The organism is Klebsiella sp. K47 (assembly GCF_051858335.1).
Classification (GTDB): domain Bacteria; phylum Pseudomonadota; class Gammaproteobacteria; order Enterobacterales; family Enterobacteriaceae; genus Klebsiella; species Klebsiella pneumoniae.
The window spans coordinates 51,021-70,400 of sequence record NZ_JBPYUI010000024.1 but is presented as its reverse complement, the minus strand read 5'-3'; the positions used below and the strand labels follow the sequence as shown (position 1 = coordinate 70,400).

General features: G+C 52.3%; 26 protein-coding genes and 1 pseudogene. All 27 read right to left on the bottom strand.

Annotated features, from left to right (window positions below):
* Positions 1 to 27: 27 nt before the first annotated feature.
* A complete protein-coding gene (locus RRF55_RS20990) occupies positions 28 to 2,634 on the bottom strand; it encodes a tape measure protein (RefSeq protein WP_232706184.1) in 2,607 nt (868 codons plus the stop codon).
* Between the two features lie 42 nt (positions 2,635 to 2,676).
* Entirely contained in the window at positions 2,677 to 3,006 is a 330-nt protein-coding gene (locus RRF55_RS20985) for a hypothetical protein (protein WP_072065634.1), read from the bottom strand.
* A 4-nt stretch (positions 3,007 to 3,010) separates the two neighbouring features.
* Positions 3,011 to 3,469, bottom strand: coding sequence for a hypothetical protein (locus RRF55_RS20980; RefSeq protein ID WP_020805227.1), 459 nt, complete (start codon positions 3,467 to 3,469; stop codon positions 3,011 to 3,013).
* Positions 3,470 to 3,543: 74 nt separating this feature from the next.
* Positions 3,544 to 3,846 carry a hemolysin XhlA family protein gene (locus RRF55_RS20975; RefSeq protein WP_223953206.1) on the bottom strand — a complete coding sequence of 101 codons (303 nt, stop codon included), beginning with the start codon at positions 3,844 to 3,846 and terminating at the stop codon, positions 3,544 to 3,546.
* Between the two features lie 465 nt (positions 3,847 to 4,311).
* A complete protein-coding gene (locus tag RRF55_RS20970; RefSeq protein ID WP_201519101.1) occupies positions 4,312 to 4,842 on the bottom strand; it encodes a KilA-N domain-containing protein in 531 nt (176 codons plus the stop codon).
* Positions 4,843 to 5,022: 180 nt separating this feature from the next.
* Positions 5,023 to 5,727: a DUF6246 family protein gene (locus RRF55_RS20965; protein WP_181475269.1), complete on the bottom strand. Its 705-nt coding sequence runs from the start codon at positions 5,725 to 5,727 to the stop codon at positions 5,023 to 5,025.
* A gap of 68 nt (positions 5,728 to 5,795) precedes the next feature.
* Entirely contained in the window at positions 5,796 to 6,560 is a 765-nt protein-coding gene (locus tag RRF55_RS20960; RefSeq protein WP_181348719.1) for an immunoglobulin domain-containing protein, read from the bottom strand.
* Positions 6,561 to 6,618: 58 nt separating this feature from the next.
* Positions 6,619 to 7,002 carry a phage tail termination protein gene (locus RRF55_RS20955; RefSeq protein WP_024622701.1) on the bottom strand — a complete coding sequence of 128 codons (384 nt, stop codon included), beginning with the start codon at positions 7,000 to 7,002 and terminating at the stop codon, positions 6,619 to 6,621.
* Positions 6,999 to 7,367 carry a hypothetical protein gene (locus RRF55_RS20950; protein ID WP_087794438.1) on the bottom strand — a complete coding sequence of 123 codons (369 nt, stop codon included), beginning with the start codon at positions 7,365 to 7,367 and terminating at the stop codon, positions 6,999 to 7,001. The genes RRF55_RS20955 and RRF55_RS20950 overlap by 4 nt, the downstream gene beginning before the upstream one ends.
* 2 nt (positions 7,368 to 7,369) lie before the next feature.
* Positions 7,370 to 7,732: a hypothetical protein gene (locus RRF55_RS20945; RefSeq protein ID WP_046654827.1), complete on the bottom strand. Its 363-nt coding sequence runs from the start codon at positions 7,730 to 7,732 to the stop codon at positions 7,370 to 7,372.
* Positions 7,732 to 7,905, bottom strand: a complete 174-nt coding sequence (locus RRF55_RS20940) for a 50S ribosomal protein L13 (RefSeq protein WP_201519102.1) — start codon at positions 7,903 to 7,905, stop codon at positions 7,732 to 7,734. The genes RRF55_RS20945 and RRF55_RS20940 overlap by 1 nt, the downstream gene beginning before the upstream one ends.
* Positions 7,905 to 8,306, bottom strand: coding sequence for a DUF7370 family protein (locus RRF55_RS20935; protein ID WP_065803834.1), 402 nt, complete (start codon positions 8,304 to 8,306; stop codon positions 7,905 to 7,907). The genes RRF55_RS20940 and RRF55_RS20935 overlap by 1 nt, the downstream gene beginning before the upstream one ends.
* A gap of 66 nt (positions 8,307 to 8,372) precedes the next feature.
* On the bottom strand, positions 8,373 to 8,666 hold the full coding sequence (locus tag RRF55_RS20930) for a hypothetical protein (protein ID WP_004223289.1): 294 nt from the start codon (positions 8,664 to 8,666) through the stop codon (positions 8,373 to 8,375).
* Positions 8,667 to 8,675: 9 nt separating this feature from the next.
* Positions 8,676 to 9,752: a major capsid protein gene (locus tag RRF55_RS20925; protein WP_201519103.1), complete on the bottom strand. Its 1,077-nt coding sequence runs from the start codon at positions 9,750 to 9,752 to the stop codon at positions 8,676 to 8,678.
* 17 nt (positions 9,753 to 9,769) lie between these two features.
* Positions 9,770 to 10,219, bottom strand: a complete 450-nt coding sequence (locus RRF55_RS20920) for a gp53 minor capsid family protein (protein ID WP_201519104.1) — start codon at positions 10,217 to 10,219, stop codon at positions 9,770 to 9,772.
* A 12-nt stretch (positions 10,220 to 10,231) separates the two neighbouring features.
* On the bottom strand, positions 10,232 to 11,497 hold the full coding sequence (locus tag RRF55_RS20915; protein WP_232706170.1) for a hypothetical protein: 1,266 nt from the start codon (positions 11,495 to 11,497) through the stop codon (positions 10,232 to 10,234).
* 2 nt (positions 11,498 to 11,499) lie between these two features.
* Positions 11,500 to 12,426, bottom strand: coding sequence for a phage minor head protein (locus tag RRF55_RS20910; RefSeq protein ID WP_117272215.1), 927 nt, complete (start codon positions 12,424 to 12,426; stop codon positions 11,500 to 11,502).
* A complete protein-coding gene (locus RRF55_RS20905) occupies positions 12,386 to 13,735 on the bottom strand; it encodes an anti-CBASS protein Acb1 family protein (RefSeq protein ID WP_201519106.1) in 1,350 nt (449 codons plus the stop codon). The genes RRF55_RS20910 and RRF55_RS20905 overlap by 41 nt, the downstream gene beginning before the upstream one ends.
* Before the next feature lie 69 nt (positions 13,736 to 13,804).
* Positions 13,805 to 14,071 (bottom strand): hypothetical protein, encoded by a 267-nt coding sequence (locus RRF55_RS20900; RefSeq protein WP_201519107.1) that lies wholly within the window; start codon positions 14,069 to 14,071, stop codon positions 13,805 to 13,807.
* Positions 14,072 to 14,132: 61 nt separating this feature from the next.
* Positions 14,133 to 15,617, bottom strand: a complete 1,485-nt coding sequence (locus RRF55_RS20895; protein ID WP_201519108.1) for a DNA-packaging protein — start codon at positions 15,615 to 15,617, stop codon at positions 14,133 to 14,135.
* Positions 15,604 to 16,083 carry a DUF2280 domain-containing protein gene (locus RRF55_RS20890; protein WP_201519109.1) on the bottom strand — a complete coding sequence of 160 codons (480 nt, stop codon included), beginning with the start codon at positions 16,081 to 16,083 and terminating at the stop codon, positions 15,604 to 15,606. The genes RRF55_RS20895 and RRF55_RS20890 overlap by 14 nt, the downstream gene beginning before the upstream one ends.
* A gap of 30 nt (positions 16,084 to 16,113) precedes the next feature.
* The gene (locus RRF55_RS20885; protein WP_201519110.1) at positions 16,114 to 16,749 is read right to left on the bottom strand and encodes a putative metallopeptidase; all 636 of its coding nucleotides are present in this window, start codon (positions 16,747 to 16,749) and stop codon (positions 16,114 to 16,116) included.
* A 1,068-nt stretch (positions 16,750 to 17,817) separates the two neighbouring features.
* The gene (locus RRF55_RS20880; RefSeq protein ID WP_410317632.1) at positions 17,818 to 17,937 is read right to left on the bottom strand and encodes a lysis system i-spanin subunit Rz; all 120 of its coding nucleotides are present in this window, start codon (positions 17,935 to 17,937) and stop codon (positions 17,818 to 17,820) included.
* Positions 17,901 to 18,002 (bottom strand): annotated as a pseudogene (locus tag RRF55_RS20875) (hypothetical protein); the annotation flags it as partial. The gene RRF55_RS20880 and the pseudogene RRF55_RS20875, both read right to left, overlap by 37 nt.
* Positions 18,003 to 18,356: 354 nt before the next feature.
* Entirely contained in the window at positions 18,357 to 18,611 is a 255-nt protein-coding gene (lysC, locus tag RRF55_RS20870) for an Rz1-like lysis system protein LysC (protein ID WP_439419165.1), read from the bottom strand.
* On the bottom strand, positions 18,499 to 18,888 hold the full coding sequence (locus RRF55_RS20865; protein WP_232706158.1) for a DUF2570 domain-containing protein: 390 nt from the start codon (positions 18,886 to 18,888) through the stop codon (positions 18,499 to 18,501). Before RRF55_RS20865 ends, lysC begins: the two co-directional genes overlap by 113 nt.
* Entirely contained in the window at positions 18,885 to 19,379 is a 495-nt protein-coding gene (locus RRF55_RS20860; RefSeq protein ID WP_232706156.1) for a lysozyme, read from the bottom strand. Before RRF55_RS20860 ends, RRF55_RS20865 begins: the two co-directional genes overlap by 4 nt.
* Position 19,380: the final 1 nt, after the last annotated feature.

The window sequence follows — 19,380 nt, the reverse complement described above, 5'->3', positions numbered from 1 at the left end:
AAAAAAACCCGCCGAAGCGGGTTGGGTTTAGTAAGCACCTTGCGCTTTGCGGCTTAGTCCAAATGTCTGCTGCATCTGAGAGGATACGGGGCCGCCTCTTTCCATGTCGGTGATCAGCAAATCCACCACTGCGCTACCGTCCTGCATATAGCCGTCGGCACTCTGTACGGTGGCACCAGTAGACTGGTTGATGACGTTCACCTGCACGCTGATCACTCCTCCTGACTGCATGTCCTTATTGCTGATGACCTTCCCGTTATCGCCGGGGATCATGTACTGCTTGCCAGTACTGGCCTGGTAAATCTCTGGCTTGCCTTTCTCGCCGACCTGATACAGGCCGCCAGCTGATACCGGGCCGCCGTTGTAGCGAGCGCCGGCAAGCGCAAGTCCGTTTGCCAGTCCCACTGTCGAACTGATACCAGCTGCAGCCGGACCAGCGTTAGCACCGAACGAGGCGAGCGATGCCATCGCGGCCGCCGGGGCCCATGCAGATGCGGTAGTTGCTGCCAGTCCGACTGATGTCGCCACCGATGCGGCACCGAGCGTCTGACCGAGAATGTAGTTTTTCAGCGCTTCTACGCCCACCTGGACAATGCTGTTGATCACGCTGTTCAGGATGGTGTTGCCGAGCGACCGCATCGCCTCCTGCGCTGACATTGTGCCGGTTAGCAGGCCGGTGATTGCATTGGAGGCATTCCCGCTAAACGCATCCACCGCACTCGTCAGCATGTTATAGCCGAGGCTTTGCTGGCTCAGGATTTCCCATTGAGCTGCGATCCGCTGCTGCTCATATTGCCGGTCAGCGGCATTTTTCAGCGCCAATGCATTCTCATGAGCGAGAACCCCTTGCTGCTCAAACTGCTGAATCAGCGCCAGCTCCTGCGCGTGCTGGTTAGCCAGCTGTTGCACCGGGTCAACTTCGCCAAGTGCCTGCTGGGTGGGGTTAACCACCTGCTGCGAGCGTATTTTGGCAAGATTGGCCTGATGCTGCTGCTCCATCTGCTCAGTGGCTGCGTTGTACTCCTGCAGATCAATCTTCCCGGCGTTCAGCGCCGCTTTCAGGTTCTGCATGGATTCAGCGTAGGATTTATTCTCAGCCTGTTCTGGAATAGCATTAAGCGCCTCAGTTACCCCCTTCGCCGCTGCGGCTGAATCCCATGCGACTGCTGCGTATTTACCAGCTTCCTGGATTTGAGCCTGAGTAGCCGATTTACCGAGAGACTGCTGCGCACGCAATATCGCCTGCTCACGGCTCAATTCCTGAGTTGAGTCCGCTGCAAGCTCAGACTGCTGGCGAAGGTTTTCGAGTTTTTGGGCAATTGAATCTGCGGTAGACGCCGACTGCTTCCCGGCTTTGTCGCTTTCCTTCCTGGCCTCCGTAACCCGGTAGGTTTCGGCGTACTCGTCCTGCAGCGCTTTGATTCGCTTCGGATCGGTCACCCCAGCATCAGCTGCATCATATTGGGCCTGAAGCCTGGCTCGCGCCTCGCCTTCAAGTTTGGCCAACGCAAGCCGGCGTTCAGAGTTTTGAACCAGCTTCTTGGTTGCGGCGTCATCGCCTTTGGTCGGAGGCGCATTAAACTGGTTGCTTCCGGCGTCCTTCTGAGCCTTTGCTCGAATGTGGGCTATTTCCCCCTCGATCTGCTTCAGCTGCACTGCTGCCTGCGCCCTTCTGGCCTGAAAAACTGAGTCAGTTTCATACCATCTCTGGCCGTCTTTCAGCTCATTGTTCAGATCCTGCTGGAGCTTGATCAGCTTCGGCATTCTTGAAGAATCGCCGACATTGTTGTTGTAGTAATTGAGGTTATCCGCGACGCTCTGCATCAATCCTGCAAGGGTCGTAGTCAGGCCTATTGCCTGGTTCAGGTCGTTAATGGCATTTTTGAAGGCCACATCGAGGCTGTTCTTTGCGCGATCAATGCTGACCGGCATTTTATCGAACTCTTCATTGACCGACTGCGACTGACGTTGAATGGCGTTCAGAGCATCCTGAGCCGTCAGTTTACCTTCCAGCATTCTCTTGCGAAGATCGCCGAAGGGTATACCTAGCCCAGCTGCAATCTGGCGAGCAAGTTCAGGCATCTGCTCAAGAATAGAGTTGAACTCGTCAGCACGAACGATACCACCAGAAATAGACTGGCCGAACTGTCGCAATGCGTTTGCCATTTCCTCAGTAGAGGACCCACCGATCGTGCCAATTTTTTGCAGCGTCGATGTCAACATGAGAATTTGCGAGTTAGTGGCGCCAGTTTCCTTTAACGCTGTCGTCAGTGATTCCCATAACCTCTCAGTTTCTGACAGGCTATTACCTGTTTGAGCCGCGATTGCAGACAGGGAGGCAAGTGTTTCTTTGGCCACGTCAATGCTGGGGCTTAGTCTGGCTATCCTCGCCTGGAGCGTAACCATCTCGTCGCCGATGGCGATAAGCTTCTTCGCTGCATCAATGGTGAAAGCTGCTGCAATGGCAACGCCAACTTTATTTAAAGCACCTTCGAACCGCCCGGCAGATCGTGATGATTGCTCAAACTTGGCGTCCATTTGGTCAAGACGCTTATTAACCTGCTGCTGCGCCTGGATCAGGCCGGATACGTTAGCCTCAATGTCATAATAAATTTCACCTGCTTTTTCTGCCATCGCATACTCCGGGCATAAAAAAACCCGCCGGAGCGGGTTTGGTTATTTACAGGCCTTTTGGCCTATATAATACGCTATTGAATTATCAACTATTGGAGACATCCCTTCGTCAGGCTTGGATGCTTTCATCTGTTCCAGCGTATCCCCATCACCAAGATACTTAACTGTCCACGATGTGCAGTCATACAGGCGCTGTGAGTAAGATGTCCCTGACGGCCCCTCTCTCATGGTCGTGATGGTCGCCATGGAGCCATTTAAGCTTTTATCTATGATGGTGTATTTGGCTTTCGAATCGGTCGGGATGGAAATTGTAGTAGCTGAAGCAGCGCCAAAAGAAACCGTTAACATCAACACTAAAGCTAATTTTTTCATGTAATTACCCTATTTTAAAACCCATAAACTTACTTCCTGTCAGTTGGGATAGTTCAATTTCCCCGCCTCCCCAACCTTCTTCACGCATCTTTCGGTTCAATTGTTCTTCACGCTTAATATTCTTACACTTTCGAAGCAAGACGCCGAGTTGATAGTAACCATGGTGACTAGGCCGGTAAAAGGTTTTAGGGTATGGATAATCGCCTACCACTTGCTCATATTCATAAATTTGATAAAGCGCCTTGGCTATCAACGCATCCATGGCAATATCAGAAATGCAAATCATGTATTCACAAGCGCTAATTGCAATAGACAAATGTTTCTGATCTGCGCGCAGTCGGTAGTGCTTTTTTACAGCCTCAGATAGTTGAAAATGAAGATCTACCACTTCTAAAAAGTTCTTTTTTAGCACCCACGACCTGAACCATTCGACTTTATCTCGAGAGAATCCATCAAGGCTCATATCCCTATCCCCATCAGTAAATGATGCGGCAATCGTAGCAGAGGGGAAGCGATACGACAAAACCCGCCGAAGCGCTACTTAGTAACCAACGCGATGAACAAAGGCACCAGTATTGCCGATACCAAAAGGCCAACCAGCCACTTCTGATTTTCGTCCATTTTGTCAACAATCCTGTTTTCCATGGACTTCATGTCAGACCGAATGCCACGCAAATCAGCTCTTGTATCGCTAATTAGCTTCTCCTGGTTTTCAGCAACCGTCTCAATACGGGTAATCCTGTCATGCATGTCACCACCTCCACCACCACCCCCACGACCATTGAATCTTGGGTAGTCAGCCATATATGAAACATCAGGATCCCTTTCTCTACTTGGCATCGTTATCACCATCCTCAATCCATTTTAATACTGGCCAAACAGCGACATGATGCGTAAATCCACAGTTTCGGCAAATGATCCGATACTGGTAGTGCATGAGAGAAAACCTAGGACCACCCGCATCTAACTTTATGTAATCGACAAAAGATCGTGACGACGCACCGTCAGGCCCTGACTGATGCACATTGCATTGAGGGATACCAATATCCTCACTTCCGCACAAAAGGCACCTGAACACCTCTATGCCCCGCTTGAATAAAAATTCAGAAAGTAAGTCCGGAGTTACCTTCTCTAAGCGTCTTTGAAGCGTCAGTTCTAATTCTCTTTGTCTTGATTTTTCATCGTCCACGCCAGATCACCAATAATTAATACCTCTAGGCAATCTAGCATGCTGCGAGTTTTCCCATGAACTGATCTTATATCCAGAGTGAACGACAAAACCCGCAGCAGTTCACTTAAAAAGGGCTAAACAATGCCGGGCAAGTACAACTGAACTTCATCGGCAGCACGATCGCGCGCAGCATGGAGCAATTGCTTACGTCCACCGACTCCCCATTTCGCCATCCGGCTAGCACACTGGCTAATCGCTTTGGTTTCAGTGTTGATGATATGGTCGATTTTATTCAGGCGGGACATTGCTCCAATGCCCATACGAACAACCGTCCGAAATACCTCATACACCTCGATTTCGAACTCGGGCTTAATCCATGCTGCATAGCGAATGGCAAGCAGCTCCACTCCCCAGACACCAGGCTCATCCCCACCTTTAACTACCTTAAGTGGTTGAATTTGTTCCAAAGCACTTTTTTGGGCTTTGGACTGCAATGCTTTGATGAATCTTTTAATCTGAGCGCTGCGGAGGAATTTACTGGGCCTCTGCGACTCAGTTGCCTCCCCTTTTGCTACTGCCGCAGCATGAAGATCGTTGAAGTTATAGCGACCATCGCCATCGACACGAACGGAGACGCCGTTCACTGATACGGTTGGATATTTCATCGTATTTACCTTTCTGTGGTGCGAGCCTGTTCGCGTAGACATGGGCAGCCAAGAGCGGAACGATGAAATCCACCGCCCAGTCTCAGACTCACACTACGGAAAGCTCTTGCTGAAAGAAGCGCACGCGAATGCGCGATTTGTTGCGGGTATAAAAAAGCCCCGGACTATGCCGAGGCTGGTTTATTTGGTTTTACGGGCTTGTTCCTGCTCCATCATCGCCTGCCAGCGGCGATCGTCTTCGTCCATGACCGTGTCGTACTCTTCGCGCGTGAAGCCCTTTTGGTTTGGATATTTAGCATTCAGAAGTAAGCTGAATTCTGTCATCGTGAGGTTCTCGGCCTCTTCCCGGCTTATGCCGAAATGGTTGCGGGCCGCCATGATGTAGTCGGCGGCGCGGAATTCTGCGGTTGTCTCGTTCGTTTCGTAACGCTGCAGCTTACGCACCTTCGCTTTGCCGATAATGCCGTGCATCATCAGGTTTTGCGCGACGATAACCATACTTTCCGGCGGCATTCTGCCCGGACGCCAGACGAAGCCACGCTTGCGTGATTTCCCCGGCTTCATCCATCCAACCAGATCGCCGATATCATCGTCACAGCAAGCTGTCAGTACCGTATGCGCGGCCATGACCGCTTTGCGTGACAGGAGCCCGCTTTGCATAAACCGCATGACGCAATCAGGAAGGCGGCTGTATTCATCGCGGATATAGGCCTCAGCTGCGCGCTGCGCGAATGGCGCCGTCTCGTCATTGCACAGGTCATAGAACGCCTGGACAATTTCCTCCGGCTCTCCAATGCGTGCCATGTTGCGAAACGACGGCCGAAAAAAAAATTCCCGGTCACCGAATCCGATTACACATTCGCCTAATTCTTTAATGGGGGTCATAGTCGCTCCATAAACAGTATCAAGGGCGCGTAAACGCCCTTTGTACTATTCACGAACTGGCCTGGTGGTTAACTGATAGTGACCGTGCAGGATGCCGACGTGATCTTGACTGGTGTCGCGGAAGAATCGGTGACTTCACAGGTATAAACCCCGGCATCACCAGAAACAGCGCTGGCCTTGTTGAAGGTCGCCGTTGTTTGCCCGCTGACAACCGTGCCATCTTTCTTCCAGACGTAGGTGTAAGGCGCTGTGCCACCCTCAACCACTACCGACATATTCAGAGCCGAACCGGCCGCCACGCTCTTGGTCGCCGGCAGGTTGGTGGTAAACGCCAGCGCCGGTGGAGCGACCTCAAATACTACGGTGTCTGCATCAGCAACTTTCCACTCACCAGAGAAGGTGGAAATATCCGAGGTTCCGAAATCACCAGACCAGGAGGTGGTGTTGAAGTACCCCATGATATAAGTGCCAGCGTCTTCACCAGTGAAGTCGAAGCGGACCCAGACTGTCGGCTGACGGCCGGCCTGCACTTCATCGAAAATATATTTCGAGATGGCAATAGCGCCGACTTCCGTCGTCTTGTCTTTCTTGCGGAACTCACCTTCGCCGGAGATGGTGAAGTCCATGTTGTTGACCAGGTTCTCGACCAGACCTTTCGTATCGTCAGCCTCAGAGGTGACGGTATTCATGGAGTAGTCAAAGCCCTTGGTGGTCATGGCGCCGAGTCGCTTCCATTCGGAAAGCGCAGGAACCGTATCAGCACAGCCAAAAGCCATGCGGAGCACGGCCACCTTACCAATCAGCTTGCCGGTGTCATTAGCGCAGCCTTGCATGTATGCCTCTCAATTAAAAAAGGCCGCCATATGGCAGCCTGATGGGTGATTCTGACGATTATTCGCCATATGTGCAGGAGACGAGTAGCCGGGTTACTAATCGGCCCTCTTCGGTGGGGATCGGCGCCGGGACATTACCGACAAGCCGCAGCGCGCCAACGCAATCATCGGCGCCGGATTGCGCGCTGATATACTCGACAATGGCGTTTACCGCGGCGTCCGCAGCATCGGGATTAGCCTTCGAGGAGATCACATCAACCATCACATACCAGTCGCCGCCGAGGTCAAAGGTGATATCGGTACCGCCGGAAGACCGGAACACGATGAACTGATCGGTATCTTTCCCGGTGTCGCGCCATTGCCGCCACTGGACCTTAAACCCCGCGGTAAGCCCCTCAGCTACAAAGAGGTCTTTGAGGCGCATATACATCGGAGGGGTCATAGCGAAAGCTCCTTCTTCACCACCGCGTCAATCTGGCTGCGGGTATCCTCGAAGCCCTTCGTTAAGAACTCCTTACGGGCCGTTGCTCGCGTGAAGTTCTGTTTCACTGCCGGGTCGTGAACATACACTGCATAAGACGCAGAGTAACCAACGCGCCCGGTTACCCGGGTGCCGTTAGCCATGATTTCGCGGAACTGGCTGTTGATGAGCGTCGACGTATCGATCGGGGTGTAAAGCGCGGCCTGCGCGCTGCCGATAAGCATCGCAGACTGGATTGCCCGCACGACTTTACGCCCCTGGACGTCTTTGATGATGCGATCGAGGTTGGCCTTGGCCTGGCGGATGCCGCGAACTTTAGCGCCCATAATCAGACTCCCGTAATCAGTGCGAAATCGTCCGCCAGTCGCTCGAACGTATCTGCGAACTGGACGATCTGCCGTATCTCGTCGGCCTCATCCGGCGGTGCTGCATCGGTCGACGCGCCAATCAGGATGTAATCCCCTTCCCGCGCCGTTGCGTACTCGGTCCATATCGTGTTTTTAACCACGATCTCCCGGCCCAGGTCACCGATTTTTGCAGAGAGACCACCCTGGTAGTCGCAGAGGATAGCGATCGGAGCTTCCCACCCGTACGGCTGACCTCCGCCGTCGGTATCGCTACCGTCAGCATCGCGTATGCGCCGCCAGATTGTCGCTGTCGCCGTGTATGACCAATTCGCGGTTGCCGACATCAGTCATCCCTCCATCGCAGCACAATGGCTCCTGCGGCGCGTATGCGGTCGCAGTTGATGAACCACTCACCGTCGCTTTTCACGTACGCCGTCGTTTGCTGGCCGGTATCGGTGATCACCCACACCCGGGTAAACGTCCGCGGCAGCCGTTGCTGAACTGAAATCCAGGCCATCACTTACTCCCGCACATGCAACCGCCTCGACCTATCCAGATCCCAGCGAATGCCGGCGAGGCGGTAGGGTCTGCAGGAATCAGAGCGCTGGCGCATCCGTATTTATCCAGACTGCGCAGCAGGTTTACGGATGCCTTCCATCTGTCTGAGAATGACTGGTAACGGAATGAGCGGGATGCTCCGCTTGGCGCCGTCTGGCTGGAAATGTATTTATCCCCACTCCCTAGCCCCATCAGCGCTAAGAGGTAGAGCTGAATAAGCAAGGCTGTCGATGCCGGGTAATGTGCATCAAGGCAGTCCTGAATGCTGTTCGCCTCATCAACGAACGCCTGGAGTACAAAGTCAGGGATGGTAATCCCCTGACCTTCCAGATACTCCTTCGCTTGGTCGAGAGTTACCATTATCGGCTCCGTGAGAATGAAGCCCTGTTTTCACAGGGCATAAAAAAACCGCCTTAGCGGCGGCTGTTATTCAGCAGGGAAAAGCTTTTCAAGTTCGCCATCAGGCAACAGCTCACCAAGCTTTTCAGCCCCCAGGTTTCCTTTAAACTCGATGCCTAATTCCGTCAGGCGGGCCTGAATAATCTCTTTTCGAGATTTTGTATCAGTGCCTGCTTCTGGTGTTGCCGGAGAGAGTTCCCCGCCTGCTTCGCCGCGCATGAGACGAACGTTTGACTTCAGGGCCGGATGAAGATTTTCAAGTTCAACAACCTGCCCCAGCGCTACGCCATTCCACGGGCGCACCACTTCGTATTTAGCCATGCTGTTTCCTTACGCCAGGTTCGCGCCGTAGACAACGCCAGACAGGCCCTGATCGTCTGCAGTGATTTGCAGACCTTCAGCAGACATGATCTGGAAGTTATAGTTAACGTTTGGCAGCGGGCGAGGTAGTGCAATAACGCCCTGAGCCATACCAACAAGCGGAGAAATCACATCGCGACGGCGGACGTAAGCAATGAACTCATTACCGGACAGAGCGAACGTTGGGCGGATTTCTTTAACTGGCGCGAACGGCAGAACCGCCTGCAGAACATTGCCACTAATCACACCGTTCACTACGTACGGTTTTGTCAAGTTAGCCCAGATCTCATCAGATACCCACATTACGTCATAGGAAGAAACCTTGTTGGCACGTGCCGTTGTTCCGAAAGCGCCCTTTCCGAAGAACTCAATGATCTGCTCAGTAGTGGCGGTAGTCAGATCGATGCTTACGCCACCTGCGCCAGAGCCAAGGTTAATTTTCTTGGTGTTGCGGTGGTTTTTCATACCCTGGGCAGGATAACCCTGCACCTGAATATTGGCATCACCTGAAAGGTAATAAGCAACACGGCGCTTGTTTACTTTTTTGAGTTTCGCCATTTGCGAGTCGAGCACCAGATCTACACCAACCGAATTAAGACCTGCTGCGTGACGCCAGTTAACCCCATAGCCGGCGGTAAACACCGGAATAGGGTCGCCATCACTAGCGTAGTCAGTGTGATCGAAGGAGAACGGAGCCTGACCGTCGATGCTCACAGAAACATCATCAGCAATATCGCCGACAACGTTATATAACTTCGCCGTCTTTCCAACTGGAAGCACTGTCTGGACGCCCATCAGGTCATTGATGATTTCCATGCCATCTTCCTGATCGCGTAGCTGCAGGATCTGGTTATCAATCTCAGCCCAGAAATCACGAGCGAAACCTCCAACAGCGTTACATGCCAACATTTCTGGCGTCATGTGCGCGCGGTTGACAGCAATCATAGCGTCATGTTGCGCGTTCCACATGTTGCGGTTAGCCCACAACTCATTCCAGTGAGCGCCAAGGCGAGCATTAGTCGCCAGTGTCTCTTTAGAAAAGTACATATGCGTTTGTCCTTTTGTTACGCGCCAGCTGCGGCGACAGTGCCAACGCGCATGCGCACGCGAATGAAATCGGTAGTGCTGGCCGCGATGGTGTATTCATCCTGGCTGTATCCGATCACTGAATCAGTGTCATCGGTTGCCAGGGTAAACTGACCAGCCGTCCCAAGTTTGATAGGGCTGTCTTTCTTATACGCACCAGGCAGGCAGCGTAACGCCAGCTCACGTCCCTCTTCGACATAGTTGCCGACCGCGGAATCACCGGCAGGAATTGCTTGGGTGATAGTCAGTCCCTGGTGGTAGCCGACATCGATAATGTACAGGCGGCCAGTTAGTGCGGTTGCCTGAGCAAATTTATCAGAGGAGTTGATGGTGGCCGCGGTGCCAGGAAGAAGATCGGCAGCCGTGGTGCGGGTTTCGGTCTTGTAAAGAGACAGACCGTCGATATTAACGCGACGATAACGTGCCATTATTCCGACTCCTTATTTAAAGTATTCAGATGCGGCAGGCGCGCCAGTTTCTTTCGGCTGCTGAGCATTGTTGGTTCCCAACGGAGCGGCTTCACCGATAGTTTTAAACATCGCATCCAGCGCTTCTCCAGACAGCGCATTGGCGACGATATCGCCGTGGACTTTCGCAACTGCTTCACGCTTGGTTTTTTCTTCAGCGCGGGAGTTGGCGGTCAGGGTTTCTGCCAGTTTCTGCTGATTGGCCTGCAGCGCATCAACCTTTTCTACAAGAGGCTTAATAGCCGCATCGGTATTAGTCGCAACAGCCTGGCCGATCATGCTGCCGATTTGTTCCAGTTCTTCTTTGGTTAAAGGCATGTCGCCCTCCGTTTTGTGGTTTGGTGCAGGCTGTTCCTGCGGTGTGAATAGAGCTTTGAGTTTGTTAGTGACGACAGCCACCCACGACTCCTGTCGTGCAACTGAGGTGCCGGTATCGTCGAAGGTGATAATCCCGCCTTCTGACTTGTAGCCAAACACCTCAGCATTGCCGCCGTTACGGATGATTACCGCTTGCGAGTCAGTGAAGTCAGCCACCCAGACGTATTCGTCCTGGCCGGCCGCAAACTTATCTTTGGCAGCTCTATCGAGGCGCTGCTCGCGCTCCCGGTAAGATTCTCCGATCAGCGCGCCAGAATTGGCTTTTAACGGCTTCGCCATGTCAGCGTTAACCATCAGGCCAACACCTTGCTCAGGGGTGGCCGCTCCGACCTCATGCAGGAGAATCGCGTCATGGTCCATGCTGTGGATTTTTGCCACCCAGTCAGCGCCTGTTGCGCGCTGCTGCTCATTTGGTTCAAGTTGGTCGAGGAATGCCGCCACACTGGTATGAATGGGTGGGACGTCTTCACCGCGCTCGATAGCCGCGACACGCTCAAGCAATTCTTTACCGCCTTCCGACTCGCCAGCGCGTGCCACATCGACCCACTTTTCGAGATAGATACGGTTACCGGACTTCTTAACATTGCGGTTCCACGCACCGATATGGCCGGCATTGATACCCTCCGGTGAGAAGGCAGATACAAACTGTCCGTTAACTTGCGGATGTCCCAGCGGCGCCAGGGTTCCTTCAAGCCCCTGATAATGGGCGTCGATTTCTTCCTGCGTGTACAGACCGCCATTCATGACGACATTGGCCGGCAGCGTGTAACTCGGCAGCACCAGATGTTCACGACCGTTGTATGTTTCGCGCCGGATAGACTGGCTGTTCACCTTGGTGGTGATATTGACCTGCATAGGCATAGTTATTTCTCCGCCCAGGCGTAACCCCGCGCCTGCATCGTTTTGTATTCCTGTTTAAGTTTGGTGATGGTGTCCGGATAAATCGGCTTGCCCTCTTCATCGACTAACACTGACTGCTGAGTACACTTGCAGTTAATGCTGTTGGCATCCTTGCTGTACCAGTCACGGACCTCTTCATTTGTGTAGAGGTGTGCGTGACGCACGGCGTGGGTATGCCTGGTTGTCGGCGAGAGTGCAGAGATGTGAACCAGTAAAGTTTTCAGGCCGTATAGGTCGTTGGCCTCCTGATCTTCATCCCACTTAGCCCGGCGTAGCGCGGTAGTGACTTCGGTGCGGGCTATACGGTTCGCCCGGCGCTTCTCGATGCCAGTCTGATCTGTGAGGTTGCGAGCAATGTCTCGGGGATTAAGGCCGCGCCCTACGCCATCAGTCAGCACTCGCGCCATGTCGCGCTTAACGTCAGCAGTAAGGCCCTTCATTTCCTCAAAAACACGGGCATGCACCAACGCCATTCGTTGCTGGTATGGGTCGCTTGCAAGGATGGATGCCAGGGACTCACGTCCGGCGGCGTACACCGGCGACTGCTGACTAAGGTTGTAGAATGACTGACCAGTGCCTTTCTCTGACGCCAAATCGACATACTCATAAAACCACAGGTCGTACTCGTTACCATCCAGAAGCACCTGATCAACCAGATAACTGGCATCATTCAGGATGATGGAGAGTAGGGTTGGGTTTAGCTGGTATTCGTATCTGGCGTTTATTGCGAGAGAGGATGGTATTTTGTCGAGTGCTGCTTTGTACGCTTTGCCAATCTTATTCATCCGCCTGGCGAAGTCTTTCATCGCCCGGCGTTCCAGCGCATCAGCTCCGGTCGGGTCCTGATAGTTACGCGGTAGAATCGGTGGCTTCGTCTTCTTCGTTGCCATCCTCTTCTCCTAACGGGAATTCATCGGTGTTTTCATAACCGGCAGCTGTGCGAATTTCTTCGCGACTGAATGCCGGATTTTCTCCGCTGCCCTGGAACGTCTGGTTAATCTCAGCCATGGTTTTTGCATTGGCGAGCTTTTCAGTTCCAGTCTGCTCGTTGAGGTCATCCCAGATAACCGTCTTTTCGCTGACAGGATCAATGATTACCAGGTCGATGAGCTTGTCACAGAAGTCTTCAATTTCGAATGACAGGTCACCGCGGCGTGACTGGCAGCGAGCATTCATATACTTCTGATCTTCAGTGCTCGCTCTTTCGCCAGTTTGCATCCCCACCAGAATTTTCACCGGCTCATCGACAGAAGCGGCAAAGGTTTGCAGGTTGACGTTATAGGTTGGGTCCGGATCTGAAACTGCCGACACCATCGACGCTACCTGGGCACCCTGAGTAATCAGAAGAACGTCATTACCGATGTTTAACTCTCTCGCAGCATCGTTATATCTCTCCTGAAGTTCATCAACAGAGACACCATACAAAGAAGCAAGATTGTTGAAATCAACGTCTTTGTCGAAATTTATGCTCTGCTTATTAGCAGCGTTTTTCAGGAATGCCTCGCCCGAACCACCCTCAACCTTCTCGAGACTAACGCAGGCGTTATAGCCAGGCTCAAGGAAGCCAATGGCATCATTCGAGTAGTCGCCCAGGATGAAGACGCGATCGGGATGTACGAATCGATTATTGGTACCGCCGTTTGGCAGGCTCTCAACGTACTTCCACTGCTTTGGCTGCCCATAGTCAGCCGAATTCTCGTCAGTAACCCATTGACTAACAGTTAACGAACCGGCCCATGCGATCGTTACCTTTTTGAGTGACTTCCCCCGGACAACCGGCTGATCCCACGTTCTGGAATCATTGATGTGCAGCAGGATACCGGCATAACGCCCGACCAGGCGACGGCGGTCAGCTTCAGCAAAGGCCCGCCATAGACGCTTTGTGAAAACCTTTTTGGTCTTCTTCTCCCAGGCTGTTTCATCTTTGCTCTCGTCCGCATCATCACCCTCGATGATTTCCGGGTTTGTCTGCCAGCACCTGCCTACCAGTTTCTCAACAGCACCGTGAGCGATACCACCGCGCCGATACAGCGCGTAAAGGTTTTCGTAGGTGACCTGCTCAGGGAAACCATACTCGCACCATGCTGAATGACGCTTATTATCCAGCCCCATCGTTGGCGCCAGCATCACCATACGGGCGCGCGCCATCCGTGCATCGTTCAACGCATGGTTGACGGCGAGAGTTAATTTGTCAGTCATGGTTTGTCCGTTCGTCGGATTTAGGCAATAAAAAAGGCCGCCGTAGCGACCTTTTCGTGAACTTTGAATTTACTGTGTATTAAGCAAGTAATCGGAAATATTTTCAGCTAACTGCCCATATTTCTGAGCAGTAGGTATGAGAGTGCCATCCGCTAACGTTGAGACTTTTTTGCTTAAAATATAATCCCTCACGTATTGCTCGTGGATCAATACACCTGGATTTTCCGCAATAACTTTTTTTAACGCCAGAAAGAAGAGTTTTTCTTCATCGGGATGAAGGGTGTACCAGGTGCTACGATCAAGCCATGAATCAAAGTGATGAAGACCAGAGATCATATCGTTATCCTTTTCCAGTGATGAAGAATACCAATATAACTGGTGGATTTTTATGTTCAAGCTATCGGCCTTGTAGGCGTTTTGGAATCATCATGCCCATTGGCTGCGCGCCTCCGAGCTCAGTAAGTGCGTACACCATCGCGTCGAGACGGTCAGGCGACTTCTTGGCAGTTGCTGGCACATACTCCATCAGCTGATTTTCCAGCGTATAAAGGTTGCCATGGTGTGCCACACGCCCCTGTTCGTAGAGCGCCGATATCGGCTCCGCGCGCGCATACTTTCCTTTACTGGCATGCACACGAATGATGCGCCCCTTAAATCCGGCATTACGCAGCGTCTCTTCCGCCATATCGCCGCCCTGGTTGGTCTCGATGACGATCGCATCGGCGCCGTGTTCCTCATATGCCCACATAGCCTTTTTGGCCCAGCCTGCAGGGGAGTATTTTCCACTGTAATCGCCGTCAACGGTGTACTGCTTCTTATCACCCGCACCGTATGCACTAGCAACCACGATTCCCGACTCGTCGCTTTCTTCGCTGTTGGTTGCCTGCGGGTCAATCGCAACGACAGTGCGTACCTTGTCGTGATGAATTTGCAGATCACGTGCTGCGCTGATCATCACCTCTGTCCACAGCGCTCCCTCAGCATTAAATCTTCGAGGCTTCTGCATATACTGGGCTTCGGCAGTGCGCCGGTGAGAAAACAGCGATACGCGGTGCGATTCGTTATGTTTGAAAGGCCAGAGCCAGCCATCAGGCAGGCCGTGGTCAATCGGTATAGCGTGTGTGTTTTCTGGGTACTGCGCAGCGTATGGCTGACTATTGTCGATAATCACCGGCAGATTCAGGTGATGCCATTTCTCACCACTCCCGCCACGCAGTAGATAGCCGCTCAGATCGTGGTAGTGGATTCGTTGCATGATGACAATCATTGGCGTCGTCTCGATCGCCAGTCGTGATTTGATTGTCTCGTTGAAACGGTTGTTGACTCCGTCTCGGACGATCTCAGAGTAAGCGTCATCCGGCTTAACTGGGTCATCGATAATCAGCGCGCCCTGCCACCCAGGCTCCATGTGTCCTGCGCGGAATCCGGTAACCTGCCCTGCCGCTGAAGATGCGTAAACGCCACCGCCGTGCTCGGTCCACCACATCGCCTTGCTGTCTGCGTCATCGCGCAGCGCCATTGGCCACATGGACTGGTAAGCCTGCGACTTAATCATGCCGCGCGCGGTTGAGGAGTTCAGCAGCGCCAGGTTGTGCGAATAGGACAGGTGCATGAAGCGGGCGCGGCAATTTAGCGCCAGGCCTCGTCCCATCATATTGATGGTTGCAAGTTCCGTTTTCGTGTAACCAGGAGGGACGTTGATGATCAGGCGCTGAATCTCACCATCAATGACGCGGTCCAGTGTTTTCTGAATCACCTTGTGGTGAGGCGCAACTATCATCTTGCCGCCGGTGCGCTGCTTGAAGAAATAGCGAGCGTAGTAAAGCCCGTCCTCCTCACATTCCACCTTTCTGGCAAACGCCTTTTGCTCAGCAGTCGTCATCCTCCATCATCTCCTGCCGTGCGGACTTGTATTCCTCTTTGCTCATGGTGATCGTCTGAATGGCGCCACCATTTGGGCCGGAATGTTCAAACTTGTGCTTATTGGTATAGGCGTCACCCATTTCTTTGGCGGCCTGCTCGATAAGCTGCGAGGTCATGCCGTAGTTCTTCATCTTTTCAGCATTGGTCGCCATTCTGTCGAGAACGCGCAACCGATACGCTTTATTTGCGATCGGGATGTCGGCGATCTCATTCTGGAATCGTTTGCGAGTGGCGTTGAACAGGTCAATCCACTTCTGGCTCAACTTGGCCGCCATTGCGTTGCTGGGGGTATATTGCGACACCTGCTGCCGTGAGACATCGATGCCATATTCAGCCTTTACAAGCTCAATGACTTTTGTCGGGCTTTCGAAACAGGCCAGCGACTGAACGATGAAGGCTTTAACCTCTGTCGATAATGCTGCCATCGGCTACCTCCATGACAATCCTAATAAAGTCTATGCCAGTTTCAGCATGCACGTCCCACACGCTCTGGCAACATCGATTTGCGCAACCTCCGCCGGCCTGTTCGCCGCATCCACCATTTCCTGCACGTCTTTGCTGGCGCCGTAACGCCGGACAACGCCGACGAATTCCTCGACGTCATGGCCGCGAAGTTTGAGCACCGGCATTCCCGTCTCTTTGTTGAACTTAGGTGCGCCATAGTCATCGGTAGCCTGGGCGATGTGGTAAAGCTCATGCTCTACCAGTGCGCAGAACTCCAGATCGTTACATTGCTCGCAGTAGTCAGCAGCCAGGGTGATGATGAACTTCGGTATACGACCGAACCATTCATGCATCTGCTGTTCCATGCGGGACTTCTGCCATCCGCCGGCGCGCATCATTACCTGCTCACACTGTCCCAGCACAATGCGTCCGCTTTTGGCGAATGAGCCAGAAGCCCACATGAACGCCACATCAGCGTCGACCAAGTGCGTATGGTCAGGGTTATGGATTCGCCCCTCTTCGGAGAGGATGTTCTGACTTATCCATTCACCGATTTCGGCTGCAGGGATCAGCCGGGTATATGGCAGCCAGTTTTCACCAGTGAAGTTGACGGGAGGGTATGGTCTGCGATTGTCATTTCCAGCCATACAGAATAATCCTCTGGGTTGCTTTGAATACCTCTCGGTAATTTCGACACAGAAGCACCAGTAAACCTACATAAAACTCTGCCAATGACACCAACAAGTCATCATTTGCAGAATTTTATAAAATTATTGAACACCTATTTCGGTTCCCGCCTTTGCCTGCAGGCATGAATGGACTTGTCTCTTAGAAGAGACAAAAACAGCTCAAAAGCTATTAAGACTCACTATTGGGAAGGGCTTGTCCAACACGTTGGACACTCAATAGTGGCGAGTATAGAACGAAAAATAACCGTTCCAGGCCTTTAATGTTACACGAGTAGGAACAGTCACAGGGAGAAATAAGTTACACAATAGAAATCAGACTTCGCCCAATAATCAAAAAGGAGAATAAATGTTGAAAATCAGTTTGTTAAGCACAATCGTCAATCACAAAATAACCTTCGCTGTCATCTACTTCCTGTTGAGCCTGATTCACTTCTATCTAACCGGCTCTCCTCTATCTTTCTAATCCCCGCCTTATCCAGATTGCACTGCCCCAGCGCAGAGTAAAGCTTCGCGTTTAACTCCAGACTAGCCTGCCACGAGAACGGAACCTCCATTCCGGGGATCGGTGTGTCTGCATTTTGCCTAGCCATTAAAAAAGCCACCCGGAGGTAGCCTTTGTGATGACGATAAAACGAACATCCGGGGATTTAACAATTACAGGTTTAATCCCCGATAGCTTGGCGAGCGGCTAATTGCTCTATCACCTCAGCTTGTTCGAAGTTAGCCGCATGATTCTGCACATAGAACTTGAACTCGTCAGGAGTCTTCTTCGAATATTGAAAGTTGCAGATGACTCCTGATTGCAAGACATACTGCGTTCCATACTGAATCGGCTTTGGTATAGCGTTGTATGGCGGACTCTGCAAAAGACTAACCAGAGGGATTTCTTGTTGAATTGGCAACCGCATTGTTTTTATCTCCACGTTGTTGCAGTGATCCCAATGAGTTTGGGCATTGATTAGATGGGGATGCCGATTTGAATCTCAAGGACCAACGTTATAAATTGCCAACTAATTCAAGCATTGCTCACGCACATACTCCTGCAGGCCTGTCAGTTTTTTTGGTGATGGTTTCGACTCGCTCTCTGAGGGTGAAATAATCCCGTTCAGCGGAGTCAGTAAGTCGGAGGCCGGAAGCATCGCCCAGGCCGGTATGCCGACTCGATGGCCTCCCAGTCCGGTGTTGCCATAATTTTGTCCTCGCCTTGACATTATTGAGCCACCTCTGGAAGTGGCTCTGTAATGCCCATAAAAAAACCCGCCGGAGCGGGTCTGATTATTTTTTATTATTGCTTTTCTCGCGTTCGTACTGCATCCAAACCCCTAACATCAGGAGCTCAACAACTATCAGCATCATGTCGACTTTGATAACACCAAAAACCTGAGCGACAAGGCCAAGCACTGAGAAGAATGCAGCCAACCGCAATGAGAACATTACGAACCTTGGGTTTAGCATGCTATATATGTGTGTAGAAATGTTACAGGCGACACAATCATACAACATTTAACCCTACGGTTATAGTTGCTTAAATCAAACAAATAGCACAGCGTGCAGATGCAGTCCTGCTACTGGCTGGCCCGTTTTTTCTCTGCTTGCCTGATGTCGGCCTTATCCCGGTTACACTGCCCGAGCGCTGATAGCAGACTGACGTTTAAATCCAGGCTCTGGCCCCACGTCAGGTTGTCAGGGATATCCGGTTGCGGCGTGTCAGCCGTCAGGATGGCCGGTAACGGTACCACTGGCACTTTGACGTAGACCGTTCGCGAATTGTTGCAGCCGCTTAACTGCGCCAGCAGGCACAGGGCGATTAGTGCAATCATCATTCGCAACAGCAACCCGGATATCAGCCGAGGCTCCCGATGCGTCCAGTGCGATCTGCTCTTTTGCATGCTGATTGGCCTCAACGATGGTGTTGAAGATGGTCATGGTGGTCAGAACGTTGGATGTAATAGCCTGAGCTGCGTTTACCTGCTGCTCGGCGCCATCGGCTCGGGTTTTCTGCTCAGTAGCAGCGTTGCGGTAATGCATTGCCAGCCACCCAAGGCAAACAACCAGGCAGATCATAATGGCGCTGATAATGGCGGTTAACCGGCTCATTTCTGCCCCCACAAACAAACTTCACGCTCAATCTCTCGCCTGGTGATCAGTCCCTTCCACTGCTTGCCACCGGCATACGTCCAGCGCTGCAGTTCCTTGCAGGCGCCAGGGACGTCTCCAGCATTCAGTTTCTTCAGTAGCGTGGAGCTGGCGAAGGCGCCAGAGCCAACGTTATAAGTGAATGAGTAAAGCGCGGCGCGGGTAGGATCAGGAATGCGGACTTTGATGAGCGGGTCAATGGCGCTTGCCACCTTCTGCAGATCTGCCTTCAGCAGGCTGTCGCATTCCCTGTCGGTATAACGATGGCCGTGGCGAATATCGGTGCCAGTGTGACCATCACAAACAGTCCAGACGCCGACAACATCCTGATAGGCGTAATAACGCCTTCCTTCCAGGCCGTCAGCATTACCAAGCATGACGGAAGCAATGGCTATGGCGCCACCACCGCCGGCGATCACGCCAATCAGTTTTTTCCTCATTGATGGCGTCATG

What these genes read in the sequence shown, in the direction of transcription:
- RRF55_RS20990 (WP_232706184.1), bottom strand. Translation starts at nt 2,634, where the DNA reads ATGGCAGAAAAAGCAGGTGAAATTTATTATGACATTGAGGCTAACGTA.
- RRF55_RS20985 (WP_072065634.1), bottom strand. Translation starts at nt 3,006, where the DNA reads ATGAAAAAATTAGCTTTAGTGTTGATGTTAACGGTTTCTTTTGGCGCT.
- RRF55_RS20980 (WP_020805227.1), bottom strand. Translation starts at nt 3,469, where the DNA reads ATGAGCCTTGATGGATTCTCTCGAGATAAAGTCGAATGGTTCAGGTCG.
- RRF55_RS20975 (WP_223953206.1), bottom strand. Translation starts at nt 3,846, where the DNA reads ATGCCAAGTAGAGAAAGGGATCCTGATGTTTCATATATGGCTGACTAC.
- RRF55_RS20970 (WP_201519101.1), bottom strand. Translation starts at nt 4,842, where the DNA reads ATGAAATATCCAACCGTATCAGTGAACGGCGTCTCCGTTCGTGTCGAT.
- RRF55_RS20965 (WP_181475269.1), bottom strand. Translation starts at nt 5,727, where the DNA reads ATGACCCCCATTAAAGAATTAGGCGAATGTGTAATCGGATTCGGTGAC.
- RRF55_RS20960 (WP_181348719.1), bottom strand. Translation starts at nt 6,560, where the DNA reads ATGCAAGGCTGCGCTAATGACACCGGCAAGCTGATTGGTAAGGTGGCC.
- RRF55_RS20955 (WP_024622701.1), bottom strand. Translation starts at nt 7,002, where the DNA reads ATGACCCCTCCGATGTATATGCGCCTCAAAGACCTCTTTGTAGCTGAG.
- RRF55_RS20950 (WP_087794438.1), bottom strand. Translation starts at nt 7,367, where the DNA reads ATGGGCGCTAAAGTTCGCGGCATCCGCCAGGCCAAGGCCAACCTCGAT.
- RRF55_RS20945 (WP_046654827.1), bottom strand. Translation starts at nt 7,732, where the DNA reads ATGTCGGCAACCGCGAATTGGTCATACACGGCGACAGCGACAATCTGG.
- RRF55_RS20940 (WP_201519102.1), bottom strand. Translation starts at nt 7,905, where the DNA reads ATGGCCTGGATTTCAGTTCAGCAACGGCTGCCGCGGACGTTTACCCGG.
- RRF55_RS20935 (WP_065803834.1), bottom strand. Translation starts at nt 8,306, where the DNA reads ATGGTAACTCTCGACCAAGCGAAGGAGTATCTGGAAGGTCAGGGGATT.
- RRF55_RS20930 (WP_004223289.1), bottom strand. Translation starts at nt 8,666, where the DNA reads ATGGCTAAATACGAAGTGGTGCGCCCGTGGAATGGCGTAGCGCTGGGG.
- RRF55_RS20925 (WP_201519103.1), bottom strand. Translation starts at nt 9,752, where the DNA reads ATGTACTTTTCTAAAGAGACACTGGCGACTAATGCTCGCCTTGGCGCT.
- RRF55_RS20920 (WP_201519104.1), bottom strand. Translation starts at nt 10,219, where the DNA reads ATGGCACGTTATCGTCGCGTTAATATCGACGGTCTGTCTCTTTACAAG.
- RRF55_RS20915 (WP_232706170.1), bottom strand. Translation starts at nt 11,497, where the DNA reads ATGCCTATGCAGGTCAATATCACCACCAAGGTGAACAGCCAGTCTATC.
- RRF55_RS20910 (WP_117272215.1), bottom strand. Translation starts at nt 12,426, where the DNA reads ATGGCAACGAAGAAGACGAAGCCACCGATTCTACCGCGTAACTATCAG.
- RRF55_RS20905 (WP_201519106.1), bottom strand. Translation starts at nt 13,735, where the DNA reads ATGACTGACAAATTAACTCTCGCCGTCAACCATGCGTTGAACGATGCA.
- RRF55_RS20900 (WP_201519107.1), bottom strand. Translation starts at nt 14,071, where the DNA reads ATGATCTCTGGTCTTCATCACTTTGATTCATGGCTTGATCGTAGCACC.
- RRF55_RS20895 (WP_201519108.1), bottom strand. Translation starts at nt 15,617, where the DNA reads ATGACGACTGCTGAGCAAAAGGCGTTTGCCAGAAAGGTGGAATGTGAG.
- RRF55_RS20890 (WP_201519109.1), bottom strand. Translation starts at nt 16,083, where the DNA reads ATGGCAGCATTATCGACAGAGGTTAAAGCCTTCATCGTTCAGTCGCTG.
- RRF55_RS20885 (WP_201519110.1), bottom strand. Translation starts at nt 16,749, where the DNA reads ATGGCTGGAAATGACAATCGCAGACCATACCCTCCCGTCAACTTCACT.
- lysC (WP_439419165.1), bottom strand. Translation starts at nt 18,611, where the DNA reads ATGATTGCACTAATCGCCCTGTGCCTGCTGGCGCAGTTAAGCGGCTGC.
- RRF55_RS20865 (WP_232706158.1), bottom strand. Translation starts at nt 18,888, where the DNA reads ATGAGCCGGTTAACCGCCATTATCAGCGCCATTATGATCTGCCTGGTT.
- RRF55_RS20860 (WP_232706156.1), bottom strand. Translation starts at nt 19,379, where the DNA reads ATGACGCCATCAATGAGGAAAAAACTGATTGGCGTGATCGCCGGCGGT.